At 61.6% G+C, this 14,964-nt stretch carries 15 protein-coding genes and 1 pseudogene; 13 read left to right on the forward strand and 3 right to left on the reverse strand.

Annotated elements, in window-relative coordinates; all coding sequences use genetic code 11:
* From AC4FWB_RS33020 to AC4FWB_RS33030, 3 genes and pseudogenes are all read left to right on the forward strand, one after another.
* Positions 1-335: pseudogene (locus AC4FWB_RS33020) on the forward strand (succinate--CoA ligase subunit alpha); the annotation flags it as partial.
* Between the two features lie 118 nt (positions 336-453).
* On the forward strand, positions 454-1,422 hold the full coding sequence (locus AC4FWB_RS33025; protein WP_491030420.1) for a 2-hydroxyacid dehydrogenase: 969 nt from the start codon (positions 454-456) through the stop codon (positions 1,420-1,422).
* Positions 1,423-2,015: 593 nt separating this feature from the next.
* Entirely contained in the window at positions 2,016-2,651 is a 636-nt protein-coding gene (locus tag AC4FWB_RS33030; RefSeq protein ID WP_320278720.1) for a response regulator transcription factor, read from the forward strand.
* A gap of 217 nt (positions 2,652-2,868) precedes the next feature.
* Here AC4FWB_RS33030 and AC4FWB_RS33035 read toward each other — a convergent pair whose 3' ends face one another.
* Complete coding sequence (locus tag AC4FWB_RS33035; protein ID WP_491030421.1) at positions 2,869-3,213, reverse strand: BRA0787 family protein; 345 nt, start codon at positions 3,211-3,213, stop codon at positions 2,869-2,871.
* 358 nt (positions 3,214-3,571) lie between these two features.
* Here AC4FWB_RS33035 and AC4FWB_RS33040 point away from each other — a divergent pair, with 358 nt between their 5' ends.
* From AC4FWB_RS33040 to AC4FWB_RS33075, 8 genes are all read left to right on the forward strand, one after another.
* Entirely contained in the window at positions 3,572-6,277 is a 2,706-nt protein-coding gene (locus tag AC4FWB_RS33040; RefSeq protein WP_491030430.1) for a phosphoenolpyruvate carboxylase, read from the forward strand.
* Between the two features lie 42 nt (positions 6,278-6,319).
* Positions 6,320-7,624, forward strand: a complete 1,305-nt coding sequence (gene glyA, locus AC4FWB_RS33045; protein ID WP_491030422.1) for a serine hydroxymethyltransferase — start codon at positions 6,320-6,322, stop codon at positions 7,622-7,624.
* A gap of 398 nt (positions 7,625-8,022) precedes the next feature.
* Positions 8,023-8,340 carry a hypothetical protein gene (locus AC4FWB_RS33050; RefSeq protein ID WP_491030423.1) on the forward strand — a complete coding sequence of 106 codons (318 nt, stop codon included), beginning with the start codon at positions 8,023-8,025 and terminating at the stop codon, positions 8,338-8,340.
* Between the two features lie 12 nt (positions 8,341-8,352).
* Positions 8,353-8,736: a hypothetical protein gene (locus AC4FWB_RS33055; protein ID WP_491030424.1), complete on the forward strand. Its 384-nt coding sequence runs from the start codon at positions 8,353-8,355 to the stop codon at positions 8,734-8,736.
* Positions 8,737-8,748: 12 nt separating this feature from the next.
* The gene (locus AC4FWB_RS33060) at positions 8,749-8,916 is read left to right on the forward strand and encodes a hypothetical protein (protein WP_491030433.1); all 168 of its coding nucleotides are present in this window, start codon (positions 8,749-8,751) and stop codon (positions 8,914-8,916) included.
* 11 nt (positions 8,917-8,927) lie between these two features.
* Complete coding sequence (locus AC4FWB_RS33065) at positions 8,928-10,325, forward strand: APC family permease (RefSeq protein ID WP_491030425.1); 1,398 nt, start codon at positions 8,928-8,930, stop codon at positions 10,323-10,325.
* A 61-nt stretch (positions 10,326-10,386) separates the two neighbouring features.
* The gene (locus tag AC4FWB_RS33070) at positions 10,387-11,085 is read left to right on the forward strand and encodes a hypothetical protein (RefSeq protein ID WP_491030431.1); all 699 of its coding nucleotides are present in this window, start codon (positions 10,387-10,389) and stop codon (positions 11,083-11,085) included.
* An 8-nt stretch (positions 11,086-11,093) separates the two neighbouring features.
* The gene (locus tag AC4FWB_RS33075; protein ID WP_491030426.1) at positions 11,094-11,378 is read left to right on the forward strand and encodes a hypothetical protein; all 285 of its coding nucleotides are present in this window, start codon (positions 11,094-11,096) and stop codon (positions 11,376-11,378) included.
* Between the two features lie 376 nt (positions 11,379-11,754).
* Here the strand turns inward: AC4FWB_RS33075 and AC4FWB_RS33080 are convergent, their stop codons facing one another.
* Both AC4FWB_RS33080 and AC4FWB_RS33085 read right to left on the reverse strand, forming a co-directional pair.
* Positions 11,755-12,354 (reverse strand): NADPH-dependent F420 reductase, encoded by a 600-nt coding sequence (locus AC4FWB_RS33080; protein WP_491030427.1) that lies wholly within the window; start codon positions 12,352-12,354, stop codon positions 11,755-11,757.
* A 218-nt stretch (positions 12,355-12,572) separates the two neighbouring features.
* Positions 12,573-13,307 carry an SDR family NAD(P)-dependent oxidoreductase gene (locus AC4FWB_RS33085; RefSeq protein ID WP_491030428.1) on the reverse strand — a complete coding sequence of 245 codons (735 nt, stop codon included), beginning with the start codon at positions 13,305-13,307 and terminating at the stop codon, positions 12,573-12,575.
* A 291-nt stretch (positions 13,308-13,598) separates the two neighbouring features.
* Between AC4FWB_RS33085 and AC4FWB_RS33090 the strand changes: the two genes are divergently transcribed.
* Both AC4FWB_RS33090 and AC4FWB_RS33095 read left to right on the forward strand, forming a co-directional pair.
* Positions 13,599-14,495: a LysR family transcriptional regulator gene (locus AC4FWB_RS33090; protein WP_491030429.1), complete on the forward strand. Its 897-nt coding sequence runs from the start codon at positions 13,599-13,601 to the stop codon at positions 14,493-14,495.
* A 302-nt stretch (positions 14,496-14,797) separates the two neighbouring features.
* Positions 14,798-14,964, forward strand: a 167-nt coding sequence (locus AC4FWB_RS33095; protein WP_491030432.1) for an NAD(P)-binding domain-containing protein, incomplete at its 3' end; no start/stop codon positions are given.

The raw sequence follows: 14,964 nt of genomic DNA on the forward strand, positions 1-14,964 counted from the left end.
GCTCGTCCTTCAAGGACATCCTGCAGCTCTTCGAGCGCGACGAGGATACCGACGCCGTGGTGATGATCGGCGAGATCGGCGGGCCGCAGGAAGCCGAGGCCGCGATCTGGGCGCGCGACAATATGCGCAAGCCGCTGATCGCCTACATCGCGGGCTTGTCTGCGCCGAAAGGCCGCCGCATGGGCCATGCCGGCGCCATCATCTCGGCCTTCGGCGAGTCGGCGCAGGAGAAGGTCGAGATCCTGAAGGAAGCCGGCGTCGTCATCGTGCCGACGCCGGCCTCCTTCGGCGAGGTCGTGGCGGATACGCTGGCGCGGACGAAGAAGGCGGCGTGAGCGTGGGCGCACGTCTGGTCGGGTATCCTGGCTCGTCGAAATCGCCGTCAACATCGCGGACCGCTGCTGCCGGCCTGGCGGTTTCGCATAGTCGTTTGGGCAAGGTTGGGGGATCCAAATGAAGCCGCGTGTCATTGTAACCCGACGCTGGCCGGCCAAGGTGGAGAAGCTTCTGACGGAACGGTTCGATGCGGTGCTGAATGCCGGTGATGTGCCGTTGACGCCAGCGGATTTCGCGACGGCGTTCCGGGCCTATGACGCAATCCTTCCCACCGTGAGCGATCGACTGCCTGCCTCAGTATTTCCGTCCGAAGGCTGTCGCACCAGGTTGCTCGCCAACTTCGGTGTCGGTTTCAGCCATATAGACGTGGCGGCTGCTCGAGACCGCGGCATTGCCGTCACCAATACACCGGGAGTACTGACGGATTGCACGGCTGACATTGCGATGAGCTTGCTCCTGTTGGTGGCACGCCGTGCCGGCGAGGGTGAGCGACAACTGCGCGCCGGTGCCTGGAAGGGATGGTGTCCAACCCATCTCATCGGCACGAAGGTTTCAGGCAAAAAGCTCGGGATCATTGGCATGGGACGCATCGGCAAGGCCATGGCGAGCCGGGCGCATTTCGGCTTCGGCATGGACGTCGTCTTCTACAATCGTTCCAAGGTTGACGACGACGAGATCCGGTTGATCTCTGCCCGGCAACTTCCATCCATCGAAGCCGTGCTGGCGGAGTCCGACTTCGTCTCGCTGCATTGTCCAGGTGGAGCCGAAAACAAGCACCTGATTGATGAAGCAAGGCTCTCAGTCATGAAGCCGACCGCTTTCCTCATCAATACGGCGCGCGGGGATGTGATCGACGAGACTGCCCTAATCCACGCGCTCGACAAGGGGGTGATCGCTGGCGCCGGGCTCGATGTCTACGCCGAAGAACCTGCAGTGCCCCGCGGCCTCCTTGCTCGGGAAAACGTCGTTCTGCTTCCCCATCTTGGCAGTGCGACTACGGAAACACGAGAGGCGATGGGCATGAAGGCCCTCGAAAATCTCACTGCCTTCTTCGAGGGCAAACCCGCTCCGGATCGGGTGGTGTGACGGTGGCGCCTGGCCTTGCGTCGGCGCTGACGGATCTGCGTATACAGGCGATCGACCTGTTTCGGACGGGCGTCGCTGCGGCCGAGATTTGTTGATGACTGGCGCTACCGGCACCAATGTCGCGGACCTGCAGATATTGCTGATGCAGTAGCATTCGTCGCATCCACGCCGGTGGAGCGATGGCAGAATCGAAATCGAGGACAAAGCGGGTGCGGCGCCGCGGTGAGGCGTGCCCTTTGTCCATTTCCGGCAATCGTTGAGTGAGATCTCCTTCGAGGACGGCGCCTTTGGCAGGCTGGGGCATGGTCATCACCGGCGCCGGCCGTAGCGCGCGTGGCTCATGCCTTGCGAAGGGCCTCAATCCCGACAGTGCGTCGACCTGACTGATTGCACTAGAAGGAAAATTAAATTCATGTTAGGAATGACAATGATGGTGGATTGCGGGCGTCGATCGGATGCCGAAACGTGGCCGAAGCAGCAAGTGGTCGGCCAACCGTAGAGGACTGCAGGGGAGGGGGCGCAAGAGCCAAGACCGGGAGCGCGTGCCGCCGTGTCGAAGGTCAGCGCCAAAGTGTCGGGACTTAGGTGGGTCAATGCCCGAAAAGAGCAGATTCAGGATCTTGATCGGCGAGCGCAATCCGCTCGTGGTCGCTGCCCTTGGCGATATGATCTCGCGAGACGGCCGCTTCGATCTCGTTGACAGCGTGCAGGCCGGCGAGGCTTTTCTCCGAGCGGCAGCAGCCACACCCCCTCAGTTCGATGTCGCCGTGCTCGGGTGGAAATTGTCGGACATGGATGCCGTCGGTGTTTTGACAGCGATGCAGCGGCGTAGCCTGCATGCGCGCCTGGTGATCTTTTCCAACGATCACGACATCGCTATCCTCAAGCAGTGCGTGCGCCTTGGCGTCCAGGGGTTCTGCTATCAGTTCGACGACCCGGCGATCCTTTTCGACACTCTGGTCGCGGTCGCCAATGGCCGGATCTGCGTCCCTTACCTGGACGTCTCCAAAATCAACGACACGCCGATGTCGCGGCTTACGACACGTGAACGCGAGCTGCTCTCGGTGCTGGCCGACGGCTGGACCAATCTGCAGATCGCGACCCGCACCGGGATTTCCGAGAATACGGTCAAGTATCACCTCAGGAACCTCTACGACAAACTGGACGTCCGCAACCGGGCGATGGCTGTTGCGCTCTACGCCGGCGAGAGAAACCGCGGGCGCGTTTGAGCTCGCCGTTGAGGATTTTCCATGGCCTGCATCGGCCTTGCCCTCTCACTGGCCTTGGCAATCCTGAATGCGGGGCGGGTAGGTCACTCGGTCGCCGATCGCGAAGCCTGTCGTCCTTGCGCTATTCACGGCTGCCGGGGCGGCTTTGATGCAAACCGCGGCCCCTGGGCTCACCCAAGGAAAGTCTGAGCATTGCGCTCACCTTCGTCGGTTCTTGTCAGGGGTAAGCGGGAAGGGCGCCAGGGTTTGTCCGCGCAGCGCACAGGGGCATCGCAAGCCTCGCTGCGTCAGCGAAGAGCATCCGTCCTGAGGCGCGAACCAGATCCCTGCCGATGATCGCCTCCAGAACACCTTGTGTTCTGAGCGGCATCAGATCGGTGCAGTCGCTCATCCTGACGAAAACGCTGCTGATTGGCATGGCGACGCCGTGGATCGGAATGAGTGGCTCTTCAGCTTTCTCGCTCCATTCCTCGAGCGCCTCGAGCGCTTCATGAAAAGCGTTCTGCAGGGTGATCGGCGCATGCCCTTCAAAGAGATCCGGAAATACCTTGTGCATGTCCATGTCTCTTCCTGAGGTCCCCTATGAAACGCGCCGAGCTGGCGCGGTCATCGAATATGAACCTCTCGGTCCAATTATCACGCTTTATTTCCTATAAGGCAACATATTTGCATAAGAGTTAAGCGGCGTCTAGCTCCGAAACGCGCTGGACCAATGTTGGCAAGATCGTGATTTATGGTCCGTTCGGTGGTCCCAGGTCGGCCTTGCCGACCATCATTCGGTTGGTGCTCCAACCCACCCGAACGAATGGCAAATCTACCCGTCCGGGCGTTTTCAAGAAGGCGGAAAATCTATCTGCTTCCAGATGGAGAAGCCCGGGATGTCCGCCTCGTTCGGCCGGCTCGGGACAACGCTTGGTAGAATGGGTGCCGCTGTGGACGACAGCAGACCGCTTAGCTGTCACGAGGATGTCAGAAGTCTTCTGTTCAGGCTGCTGACCTCTGTCGTCAGCGAACGTGAGCCCGGTTTAGCCGGGGTTCTGACCGGGCGCGTTAGCCTTGACACTCTCGCCGATGATCAGCGCATCCCGGCGCTCCAGGCGACCGGTATATGGTTCCAACTCGTCGCTATCGCCAACGAATTGCTCGCAATGCGTTCACGCCGCGAACTCGAGCAGATGGGTGGCGCGGACGAGGTGGTCGGCTCCTTCGCCAATGTCGTCGGCGAGATGGCCGCCGCCGGCTACCCGGCCGAGGAATTGCAGACCACCCTCGACACGCTGAGTGTCGGGCCAACCATGACCGCCCACCCGACCGAGGCCAAGCGCGTCACTGTTCTCGAAATTCACCGGCGCATCTATCGCAAGCTGACCGAGCTCGAGCAGCAGCGCTGGGCGCCGCGGGAGCGCGAGCAACTCATTGACGACCTCAGGAGCGAGATCGAGCTTTTGTGGATGTCGGGCGAGTTGCGGCTTGAGCGGCCATCGGTCGAGAGCGAGATCGCATGGGGCCTGCATTTCTTCCGGGAAGTGATCTTCGAGGCGACCCCGAAGATCTACGATGCCGTCGAGGAGGCGTTTGCCCGCCACTACCCGCAATACGACATCAACGTGCCGTCCTTCATGCGCTACGCGTCGTGGATCGGCGGCGATCGCGACGGCAATCCGAATGTCACGGCAAAGACGACGGTCCGGGCGCTCACGGAGTGCCGTCATACCGTCATTGGCTGGTACATCCATCAGGTTCGTCGGTTGGTCACCGTGCTCAGCGTCAGCGCCAATGTCGTCGAGATCCCGGAAGATTTCACCAAGGCGCTCGGCCAGGCGCTGCACCGGACCGGTGCGGCCCGCGAGATTGTGGCGCGCAATCCGGGAGAGCCGCTGCGGCAGTTCGCGGCCGCGATGCTGGATCGCTTGCGGGCGATGCTCGGTGAGACCGCGGCCAAGCCGTATGCCAGCTCAGAGTTGTTCAGGAACGACCTGAGGCATGTCGAAACGGTCCTTGCCAAACTGGGCGGCAATCATGTTGCGCGGCGCTTCGTCCGCCCTTTGCGTCAGCAGGTCGAGACCTTTGGTTTCCGCACAGTCGCATTGGACGTTCGCCAGAACTCGACGGTAGTCAATCGAGTACTGGCCGAGCTCTTCAAGCATATGGACGGAGACCAGGCGCCGACGCCCGACACGCCGCAATGGACGAAGCGCATCCGAACAGCCCTCACCACCGGCGAACAGCTTATCGTCGAACCGCAGTTGCTTTCGGATGAGGCGCGTGAACTCCTCGACCTCTTCGATGTCATCCGCGAAGCCTCCTCCGGGCTGAACGGCGGTGCGGTTGGCGCCTTCATCTTGAGCATGACGCGGTCTTCCGAAGACCTGCTGGCTGTTTACGTGCTAGCGCAATATTGCGGTATGGCCACCGCGCTCGACGGCAGCGGCGCGATTGCCCTGCGCGTCGTGCCGCTGTTCGAGACCATCGCCGATCTGCGCGCGGCTGCCGATGTTCTGGATCAGCTTCTTTCGGTCTCGATTGTGCGCCGCTCCGTGCGCGATTTCGGCAACCGGCAGGAAGTCATGCTGGGATACTCCGACTCCAACAAGGACGGCGGGTTCCTGGCTTCGAACTGGGAACTGAACAAGACGCAAAGGCGTATCCACGCCCTCAGTCAGAAGCGCAAGATCACGATCAGCTTCTTCCACGGCCGCGGCGGTTCCGTCAGTCGAGGCGGTGCGCCGACCGGTCGGGCGATCGCTGCCCAGCCTGCCGGCACTGTTGCCGGTGTCATGCGCGTGACCGAGCAGGGCGAGGTCGTGTCGTCGAAATTCGCAAATCGCGGCACAGGTCTCTACCAGCTCGAGATCCTGGCCGCGAGCGTCTTGGCCCACAGCGTCAAGTCACACAACGAGCCCGAGTTAAAGGAAATCCCTGAGTTCAGCGAGGCTCTGGAGGCTTTGACCGGCATGTCGCAGGCATCCTATTCGGGCCTGATCAATGAGCCGGGCTTCATCGATTATTTCAATCAAGCGAGCCCTGTCGAAGAGCTGTCGCTGCTTAAGATCGGCTCGCGCCCGGCTCGCCGCTTCGGTGCTCGGGACATCTCCGACCTGCGCGCCATCCCCTGGGTTTTCGCCTGGAGCCAGAACCGGCATCTGCTGACCAATTGGTACGGCATCGGCAGCGCGCTCAATTCCTTCCTCACTGTTCGCGGTAGCGCAGGGCTGGAACTGCTCAAGCAGATGTTCGAGCGCTCGCGCTTTTTCCGCCTCATCGTCGACGAGGTCGACAAGGGACTTTACCAAACCGACATGGAGATCGGTCGGCTCTATGCTGGCTTGGTGCAGGATCGCGAATTGTCGGAACGGATCTACCGCAAGATCGCCGCCGAATATGCGCTCACGCGCAAGATCATTGCCGAGATCAACGGCGGCCTGAAGGTCTCGCAGCGCTTCCCCGCCTTCAAGCAGCACTTCGATCGCATCAGACCGCAGTTGGACGGCATTCATCGATTGCAGGTGCAGCTCTTGCGCGAGGTCCGTGCCCAGGACGGCTCGACCGCAAAGCCCAAGCGTGCGGTCAACGCGCTCCTGCTTTCGATCAATTGCATTTCGACCGGCCTGGGCTGGACCGGATGACCACAATATTGGCGCTGCGTCGCGCCGTATGGAGGGAGCTTCATGAATATTTCGACCAAGCCTGACACCGGCGCAGCAAGCCGGTTCTTCCGCGCGGGAGTGGCTGTCGCGGATCGTGCCGTCAGCGACGCCATGCAGCGGGAGCTCTCTCGTCAGCGCAACGAGATCGAACTGATCGCTTCCGAAAACATCGTCTCCAGGGCGGTGCTTGAGGCACAAGGTTCGGTGCTGACCAACAAATATGCCGAGGGCTATCCCGGCCGTCGTTACTATGGCGGCTGCCAGTTCGTCGACGAAGTCGAGGATCTGGCGCGCGAGCGTGCCAAGGCGCTGTTTGGGGCCTCGTTCGCCAACGTGCAGCCGAACTCCGGCAGTCAGGCCAACCAGGCTGTCTTCATGGCGCTGATGCAGCCCGGCGACACCTTTCTGGGGCTTAATCTGTCCGCCGGTGGGCATCTCACCCATGGCGCGCCGGTCAACCAATCCGGCAAGTGGTTCAATGTCGTTTCCTATGGGGTTCGTCCTGACACTCATCGCATCGACCTCGACGAGGTGCGCGATCTGGCGCGCAAGCACCAGCCCAAGGTGATCCTTGCGGGCGGTTCCGCCTATCCGCGCATCATCGATTTCAAGGCGTTTCGCGAGATCGCCGACGAAGTCGGCGCCAAACTGTTCGTGGACATGGCGCATTTCGCCGGCCTCGTGGCGGGCGGCATCCACCCCAATCCCCTCGACCATGCCCATGTGGTGACGACGACCACTCACAAGACGCTGCGCGGCCCGCGCGGCGGGATGGTGCTCTCGAATGACGAGGAGATCGGCAAGAAGATTAACTCGGCTGTGTTCCCCGGCCTCCAGGGCGGACCGCTGATGCACGTCATCGCCGCAAAGGCCGTCGCATTCGGCGAGGCGCTGGCGCCCGAATTCAAGCTCTATGCGGCAAATGTAGTGTCAAACGCCAAGGCATTGGCCGAGACACTGTCCGAAGGCGGCGTCGATATTATCTCGGGCGGTACCGACACGCATCTAATGCTGGTCGATCTGCGTCGAAAGGGTCTGACCGGCAAGGCGGTCGAGGCAGCACTCGGTCGCGCCCATATCACCTGCAACAAGAACGGCATCCCGTTCGACCCGCAGGGACCGATGGTGACGTCGGGCATCCGCCTAGGCACCCCGGCCTGCACCACACGTGGCTTCCTCGTGGAAGAATTCCGTCAGGTCGGACGCCTGACGATGAGCGTGATCGATGGGCTGGCTGCAAATGGCGAGGCCGGCAACGCGGCAATCGAGGCGGCCGTGCGCGAGGAAGTGCACGATTTGGTCAGCCGATTTCCGATCTACGAGTGACCCCTGCCGGAGCAGGAACTGCGTTCTTGCTGATTAGACCGGCATGACCCGGCCTCGCATTCGACCGTTGATGGATCAGCGCCGGAAGCTCTGATCGCCGAGTGCAGTTCCGCCGGGAACCCGAGGCGGCTTTGCCGCTTTCGGCGGCCGCCCCGCGCAACCGAAAAGGCGTGGCCCCCAAACCCTGTCGGGACGACGGCGAACGCGTGGTGCGCGAAGGCCAACCCATATCCAGGTTCAAATCTGTTCAGGAGCATCTCTGCTTTGCTGACGCCATCCACTATCTGCATCGCGTCACTTGACAGGAAATTAACTTTGCCGGATATTCCTGTTGGGAAATTAATATTCCCACCCGCAAAAGCGCAACAAAGCCGAAAATGGCGTCTGGAGGAGAACAGATGGAAGCAGCAATCAGTAGTCGAACCGGCGAACTCAGCCTCGACCAGCGAATCGACAAAATGCACGCTCGCGATCGCGCCGGCTTGTTGGCCTTCGTCGTCGTGCTTTGGTGCACACTTTTGTTCGCGCTGTTCAACGTCTGGCCATACATTTCGATCCCCGCAATGCGCATCATCCTTTCGGTCGCGTGCGGGCTGGTGTTGGCCTTCAACACGGCAGCCATCGTGGCGATGCTGCGCCACTACGCCGAAGACAAGCACTTCATCTACGGCCTTGATATCAAGCATCTCGACGAGATGCGTAGGCGCCGCGGCTAAGGAGCTGGCAAAATGGCATATCAACCTCCCAAACAGGGCCTCGTCGGTCAGGTCTTCGACGTCATCACCTTGCTCGTGCTGACGGTGGGCGCCCTCTATCTGCCTCTCTACCTGGGCTTCGCCGGCGCCGCCAAAACGCCGAACCCGATCGCCAACCCGACCTGGGAAGCGCTCGGCCAGAATGCAACCGAAGCCAAGCAATGGGCGGCGATTGGAATTACCGACCCGGCGGCCGCGAACGACATCATCACCGCGCGCTTCGATTATAGTTTCAGCTGGGCCCCGCTGATCGTCATGGCGGTGCTGGTCATTGGCTATTTCGTCTTGGTCGTGCGGCTTTCCGACAGGGAATACCGCGAAGTGATCGAAGAACGCTTCGATCCGAAACGGCGATAGGAGAGGGCGACCATGGATATCTGGAATGTTCTCGAATATGTGGCCTGGGCCCTCTCAGCCATGTTCGGTGCGCTGATGCTCATCAATCTCATTCGCATCGACACCACCTATGACAACGAGCTGCTGACCTCATCTCGCGAAGGCGAGATCGAAGTGACGGCCGAGCGCCACCAGATCTGAAGGGGACGGAGATGGCAAACGTAACCGCAACCGCACCCGCAACCGAGCGGCTTCAGCTCCTGCGCGTGCTCGGCCCCGCCCATATCTGGGCGCTCGGCGTCGGCATCGTGCTCGTCGGCGAATATATGGGCTGGAACTTCTCTGTCGGCAAAGGCGGCATGATCGCCGGTCTCGCCGCCTGCTGGGTGGCCGGTCTGCTCTATACTTGCGTGGCGATGATCGACTCGGAAGTGACATCGACCATCGCCGCCGCTGGCGGCCAGTACGCTCAGGCCAAGCACATCGTCGGGCCGTTGATGGCCTTCAATGTCGGCCTGTTCCTTGTGATGGCCTATACCATGCTCGAGGCGGCCAACGCGATAACCGTGGGCTATCTACTCGACACCGTCGCGGGGATGATGGGCCATACCGGCCTCAACCAGAAGCCGTTCATAATCCTTTCCATCATGTTCCTGGCATGGCTCAATTTTCGCGGTGTGCTGGCCACGTTGACCTTCAATCTGGTCATCACTGCCATCGCGTTCCTGGCGATCATCGCTCTGTTCATCTCGGTGCAGCTCGGCGTCTCTGCCGTGCCGATGGATTTTTCGGCAATCACCACGGCTCCACTGCCCTATGGCTGGATCGGCATCGTCGCGGCCCTGCACTTCGGCTTGTGGTACTATCTCGGCATCGAAGGAACCTGCCAGGCTGCCGAAGAAGTGCGCTCGCCGGCGCGTTCGCTGCCTTATGGTACCATGGCCGGCATCATGACGCTGCTGATCGCCGCGACCATGACCTGGTATGTCTGCTCCGGCCTCCTGCCCTGGGAATATCTCGGCCAGGCTGGAACGCCGCTCTTCGACGCCGCGCGTGTCTCCGGCAGTGCCGGATTGATGGTGCTCCTCTTCGTCGGCACGATGTTTTCGACGCTTGCTTCGGCAAACGGATGCATCAACGACGCCTCGCGCGCCTGGTTCTCGATGGGTCGTGACCGCTACCTGCCGAGCTGGTTCGGCGCGGTGCACCCGGTCTATCGTACGCCGTACCGGTCGATTGTGTTCCTGGTTCCCATCGCGCTCATCTTCGCGCTTGGTGCGCCGCTCGACCAAGTCGTGACCTTCTCGATCCTGTCGGGCCTGCTCGGATACACCTTCATGACCTTCAATATGGTCATGTTCCGGCGCAAATGGCCGCTCGACACGATCAAGCGCGGCTATGTGCATCCGCTTCATCCGCTGCCGGTGATCGTCCTTCTGACGCTGTGCGCTGCTGCCTATTTCGCCGTTTTCCTCGGCTACGGCACCCAGCTCAGCGCGATGATGTGCTTCTATATCGTGGCATCGCTCTGGTTCCACTTCCGGCGCTACCGGTTCGTCCGCCGTGGTGATCAGTTCACCATGCCCTGGCCGAAGCCCGCCGGTTATTGAACCCCGTCAGAGGTGGCGGCGTGCCTTCCGCGCCGCCACGTCCTCATCAAGGCGATCTCGAATGATCACCACAATCGCCCTTGCCGCATTTGTCGCCGCCGCCTGCGCCTGGATGGGCAAGCGGGCGATCAGCGACCATCATGCCATCCTGGCGAAACGAAGGGGACTTCTTGACGATGCGGCAAAGCTCTTCCCCAACGCACAGATTAGCTTCGCTCCCGATCACTTTCCCATTCTCGTCAGCCGCCTTGAGGACGGCAGGCAGATCCGTGTCGAGCTCTTTGCCGACACCATGGTGACGCGCCGACTACCGCAGCTCTGGCTCAGAGTGACATTAAGCGAGCTTCGCGAGTGCAATCGGCCTGCGATTGGCGCGCTCGCCCGCCCGACCGGCGCCGAATATTATTCGCTTGTCCATGACATGCCCGAATGGATGGCGCCGCCGGAGACCGGCACGTCTTTGTTGATGCGAGGCGACGGTCGCGCCACCGCGTGGCAGGTCGAGCGCGCAGCAACGATGTTCCGCAGCCTCTTTTCCGATCCGGGCATGAAGGAAGCCGTCATTTCGCCACGCGGCACCCGGGTGATCCGTCAGGCCGCCCAGGGCGAGCGCGCTGCACATCTGTTCCTGCGGCAGATACGCTTTGCCGTCGCGACGATTTCAGCCGACCTGGTCAGCAATGCAATCGCGGAGGCGAAATCCTTGAGCGAGGCGCTGGCTGCGGGCCAAGCCATCACCTCTGTTTACGAAGCTGCCTGAGGTCGTCGGTGGCCAAGCCGATCAATCCTTACCTGGTCCTTGCTCTGGCGATACTCTTCCCGGGGGCGGGCCACTTCGCTGTAGGCGACGCAAAGCGCGGGCTGGCGTTTGCTTTCTTCGTGCTTTTCTTTTCGGTGATCAGCTACATGACGACAACGCCGGATCAGTCGTACATCGGGCGACATGCGTTCGGGTTGTTCGTGTGGGCTTTGTCCATCCCGGATGCCTATCGTCGGGCTCGGATCCTGGCGACGGCAGCAGCAAGCGGGAGGCATCACAGCCGTGTCGCTTGAGCGAAGATATTGCGGAAAAAATTTCGTCAAAAATTTCCCTTTAAAATCAACATTGTAGGATTTTGACGGCCTATTCGAGGGTCTTTTTGGCCGCAGTCAAAAAAACCCAGCTAGATCAATATTTTAGCTGGGCTGAAAACAATCGAGTGGAGTGACGGGGGAGTACCACGGAGTAGTATCGGATAGCAGAGGACACTCGGGCGAATCCTAGGTCATCGATAGCAGTCGATAGATGCTAAGCGACCCGTAGATCCGCCGCTCCGTCGGGCGTCACACCGCTTGAGGGGCGCGCCTTCAGGTCGATGCCATTGAGCGCATAGATGGCCGACGTTTCGGGGTCGCGCTTCTCGGGCCAAATCACACGGTCGTAGATCGATTACTGCTCTTTCTTGAACAGGTCCTGGAAGATGAGCGGGCCCCAAGCGCGGCCGCGCGCGTGCACCAGCACGCCACCCTCGTTGAGCTTTCCCAGCTTGACGGGTGCGAACCCGAGTTGCTTGGCCAAGGTCGCCACGGGAGCGGTCGCGTCCTCGTCGTCGCTCGACAGAAAGACGACCCGGTGGCCGCCCTCGACGGTCGGATCGGCAGCCAGGGTGGCCGCAATCAGGTGATTGAACCCTTTGACGAGCTTGGCGCCGGTGAACGCCTTCGCGACGAACGCGGAGGACGGGAGACCGTCCAGCTCTTCAGGGACTGGAAACGCGTTCGTCGCGTCGATGACTGTCTTGCCTTCCCAGCTCGGCAGGGCCTTCGCAACCTCGCGATGCTCCCCGAACGGGACCGCCAAGATGATTGTGTCGGCCTCAAGTGCGTCCCGCAGCGACTTGGCGACGACCGTGGGTCCAATCGCCCGAGCCTGCGGCGCCAACGCCTCGGGCGGCCGGCGGCTCGCGACGGTCACCTCGATGTTCTTACGGGCGAAGGCCCGGGCGAGGGCCTGGCCTACCTTACCGAATCCTACAATCGCGTAGCTCATAATGTTTCTCCGATCCGTGTTGGTATTGATTCCTCGGCCTTCAATGGCGCTGGGTTATCCGTTCCGCTGTGTGGCGACCTTTACGAGAATCTTCGGACCGCCACCCCAAGCGATGCGCGTCATCGGTTCGAATTCCCTGAATTGACGCGTAGACGTCCTACCGTGAACGACTTCCGCGCGGCCGGACGGTCAGCCACTTCCCGCGATCCGGCGCGATTTCAGATGGCCGAGAAGCCGCCGTCGACAGACAGCTCCACCCCATTCACGAAGCTGGAATCGTCTGAAGCAAGAAACACCGCGACCGCCGCAATTTCCTCAGGACGCCCCATCTTTCCCCGCGGGATCAGGGATTCGAACATCCGCTTCGCCTCCTCGGTGAGAACTTGGTCCTGCATCGGTGTGGCGATCGGCCCCGGGCTCAGCACGTTCACCCGGATATTCCTGCCCTTCAGTTCGTTGAGCCAAGTGCGTGCGAATGAGCGCAACGCCGCCTTGCTCGCCGAATACACGCCGTAGCCAGGAAAACCTTTCACCGAAGCAACTGACCCGGTCATGAAGATCGATCCGCCATCGTTGAACAGCCGCAACGCCTTCTGAACCGTAAACAGCGTGCCGCGCGTGTTCAGGCCGAAGGCCGCATCGAAATGCTGCTCGGTAATCTCGCCCAACGGGACGGCTTCGCCCATGCCGGCGCTCGCGTACAGGACGTCGATCTTGCCCTTTTCCCGCTTCACTGTGTCGAACAGGCGGTCGAGGTCGTCGAGATTGGCCGCGTCGCCGCGCACGCCGGTCACGTTCCGGCCAATCAGCCTGACGGCCTCGTCGAGCGTCTCCTGCCTCCGGCCCGTGATGAAAACATAGGCGCCTTCTTCAACGAACCGCTTGGCGCTCGCCAGCGCCATGCCGCTCGATCCACCCGTGATGACTGCAACCTTACCCTCAAGCTTTCCCATGACTTCTCCTTTCAGGCTCCGCCTTTGGTCGTTCGGGGAGGCCCCCCGAGAACCTCGACATAGGTCTGCCGGCGTCAGGCGCTGAGTGCGGAAGCGCGCACATCGGTGGTGCGAAATCGATCCGGCTGGACGACTGACGCCAGCCGCGATCGGTGCCCGCCGTTCGGAATTGGGCCGTGCTTGTCGGCATAGGCAGTGATCATCCGACCGTGCTACCCCACATTCGAGAGGATGTTCGATGGTGTTGGACACGGACTTTCGAAGAAAAACCCCGCGGTGGCGGATTGCACCATGATCGACTGGGATGACGTTCGCTATTTTCTTGCCGTCGCGCGCGCAGGCAGAGTGCGGGCTGCCGCCGAGCGCCTCGGGGTGAATCACTCGACCGTGCTGCGACGCATCGCTCAGCTCGAGGAACGCCTCGGGGCGCACATGTTCGAAAAGCTGCCTTCGGGCTACCGCCTGACGGCTGTGGGCGAGGAGGTCCTCGAACTCGCGCACCAGATGGAAGCGTCGTCGCACCAGCTGGAGACGCGCGTCTTCGGTCGCGACCAGAGTGTGCGCGGGCTGCTGCGGGTGACGCTGGCGCCGCCCCTCGCGACACACCTGCTCATGCCGGACTTTGCCGATTTCGCGCGTGCGCATCCGGACATCGAGATGGAAATCCTGTCGTCTGGCGAGCTGGCAAATCTGACCAACCGAGAGGCCGATGTCGCGATCCGTGTCGTCTACGACCGCAAAACCCTGCCGCTCAATCTTCACGGCCTGAAGGGACCGGAGCTGTTCGGCGGGGTCTACATGTCCCGCGATCGACTAGCCGCGTGGCGTGCGGGCGCGCCTGATCCCATCCGGTGGATCGTCATAAGCATTCATGGAATTCCGGATTGGGCCAGCGAGGGTGAAGTTCGCACTGCGGAGGTTCCATTCAGGACCACGGACGCCGAGGCGCAGCTCGTTGCGGTACGGCAAGGGCTCGGGATCGCGACACTGCCGTGCTTCGTCGGAGATGCCGACCCTCTACTGGTGAGAGTGCCGGGCGCCGACCTGCACATGTACGGAACGGTTTGGCTTCTCACCCAGGGGGAGACACGCAAGACGAAGCGCGTGCGGCTCTTCACCGAGTTCGTATCCCGCAGGCTCGCCGCGTACGCGCCGCTTCTCGCGGGACTGTCCTTATCGCGCGACTGACGCGTTGCAGGTCGCCGGCGACGCTTGTCGCAATCCGGTCGGAAGCAGAGCTGCGATCGCTCCACGCGACATCGCTGTCAATCCCTCGCGCTGCTGACGGTGCCAGTAGGCAAAGTTTGTGCCGGGCTTGTCTGCCACGGTGACGCGCAAAGGTAGCCATCATCCGATCATCTTTATGCAGTGCGGCCCGGTGCGCTTTCGCGTCTTGCTCGTCATGCGCGTCCAAGACACATCGCCTTGCTATGGCAGCTACCCCATGAGGGGTATCGACCTTGACCTCGGCTGTTTGCAACGTTCCTGGAATGTTAAGGTCACTACGCGCGCCCGTGTTCGAGAAAATAGCGCTGATCGGCATCGGCCTGATCGGCTCGTCGCTCGCCCGCGTCATCCGCCGCGAGGGGCTTGCCCGCCATATCGCCATCGCCACGCGCAGCCAAGCGACGCTCAAGCGGGCCGAGGAGCTCGGTCT

It is taken from the genome of Mesorhizobium sp. LEGMi-168a (assembly GCF_058312955.1).

Excerpts from the sequence above, each read along its gene's own strand:
- AC4FWB_RS33030 (WP_320278720.1), top strand. The coding sequence starts at position 2,016 with ATGCCCGAAAAGAGCAGATTCAGGATCTTGATCGGCGAGCGCAATCCG.
- AC4FWB_RS33040 (WP_491030430.1), top strand. The coding sequence starts at position 3,572 with ATGGGTGCCGCTGTGGACGACAGCAGACCGCTTAGCTGTCACGAGGAT.
- glyA (WP_491030422.1), top strand. The coding sequence starts at position 6,320 with ATGAATATTTCGACCAAGCCTGACACCGGCGCAGCAAGCCGGTTCTTC.
- AC4FWB_RS33035 (WP_491030421.1), bottom strand. The coding sequence starts at position 3,213 with ATGGACATGCACAAGGTATTTCCGGATCTCTTTGAAGGGCATGCGCCG.
- AC4FWB_RS33085 (WP_491030428.1), bottom strand. The coding sequence starts at position 13,307 with ATGGGAAAGCTTGAGGGTAAGGTTGCAGTCATCACGGGTGGATCGAGC.
- AC4FWB_RS33060 (WP_491030433.1), top strand. The coding sequence starts at position 8,749 with ATGGATATCTGGAATGTTCTCGAATATGTGGCCTGGGCCCTCTCAGCC.
- AC4FWB_RS33050 (WP_491030423.1), top strand. The coding sequence starts at position 8,023 with ATGGAAGCAGCAATCAGTAGTCGAACCGGCGAACTCAGCCTCGACCAG.
- AC4FWB_RS33080 (WP_491030427.1), bottom strand. The coding sequence starts at position 12,354 with ATGAGCTACGCGATTGTAGGATTCGGTAAGGTAGGCCAGGCCCTCGCC.
- AC4FWB_RS33055 (WP_491030424.1), top strand. The coding sequence starts at position 8,353 with ATGGCATATCAACCTCCCAAACAGGGCCTCGTCGGTCAGGTCTTCGAC.
- AC4FWB_RS33090 (WP_491030429.1), top strand. The coding sequence starts at position 13,599 with ATGATCGACTGGGATGACGTTCGCTATTTTCTTGCCGTCGCGCGCGCA.
- AC4FWB_RS33070 (WP_491030431.1), top strand. The coding sequence starts at position 10,387 with ATGATCACCACAATCGCCCTTGCCGCATTTGTCGCCGCCGCCTGCGCC.
- AC4FWB_RS33065 (WP_491030425.1), top strand. The coding sequence starts at position 8,928 with ATGGCAAACGTAACCGCAACCGCACCCGCAACCGAGCGGCTTCAGCTC.
- AC4FWB_RS33025 (WP_491030420.1), top strand. The coding sequence starts at position 454 with ATGAAGCCGCGTGTCATTGTAACCCGACGCTGGCCGGCCAAGGTGGAG.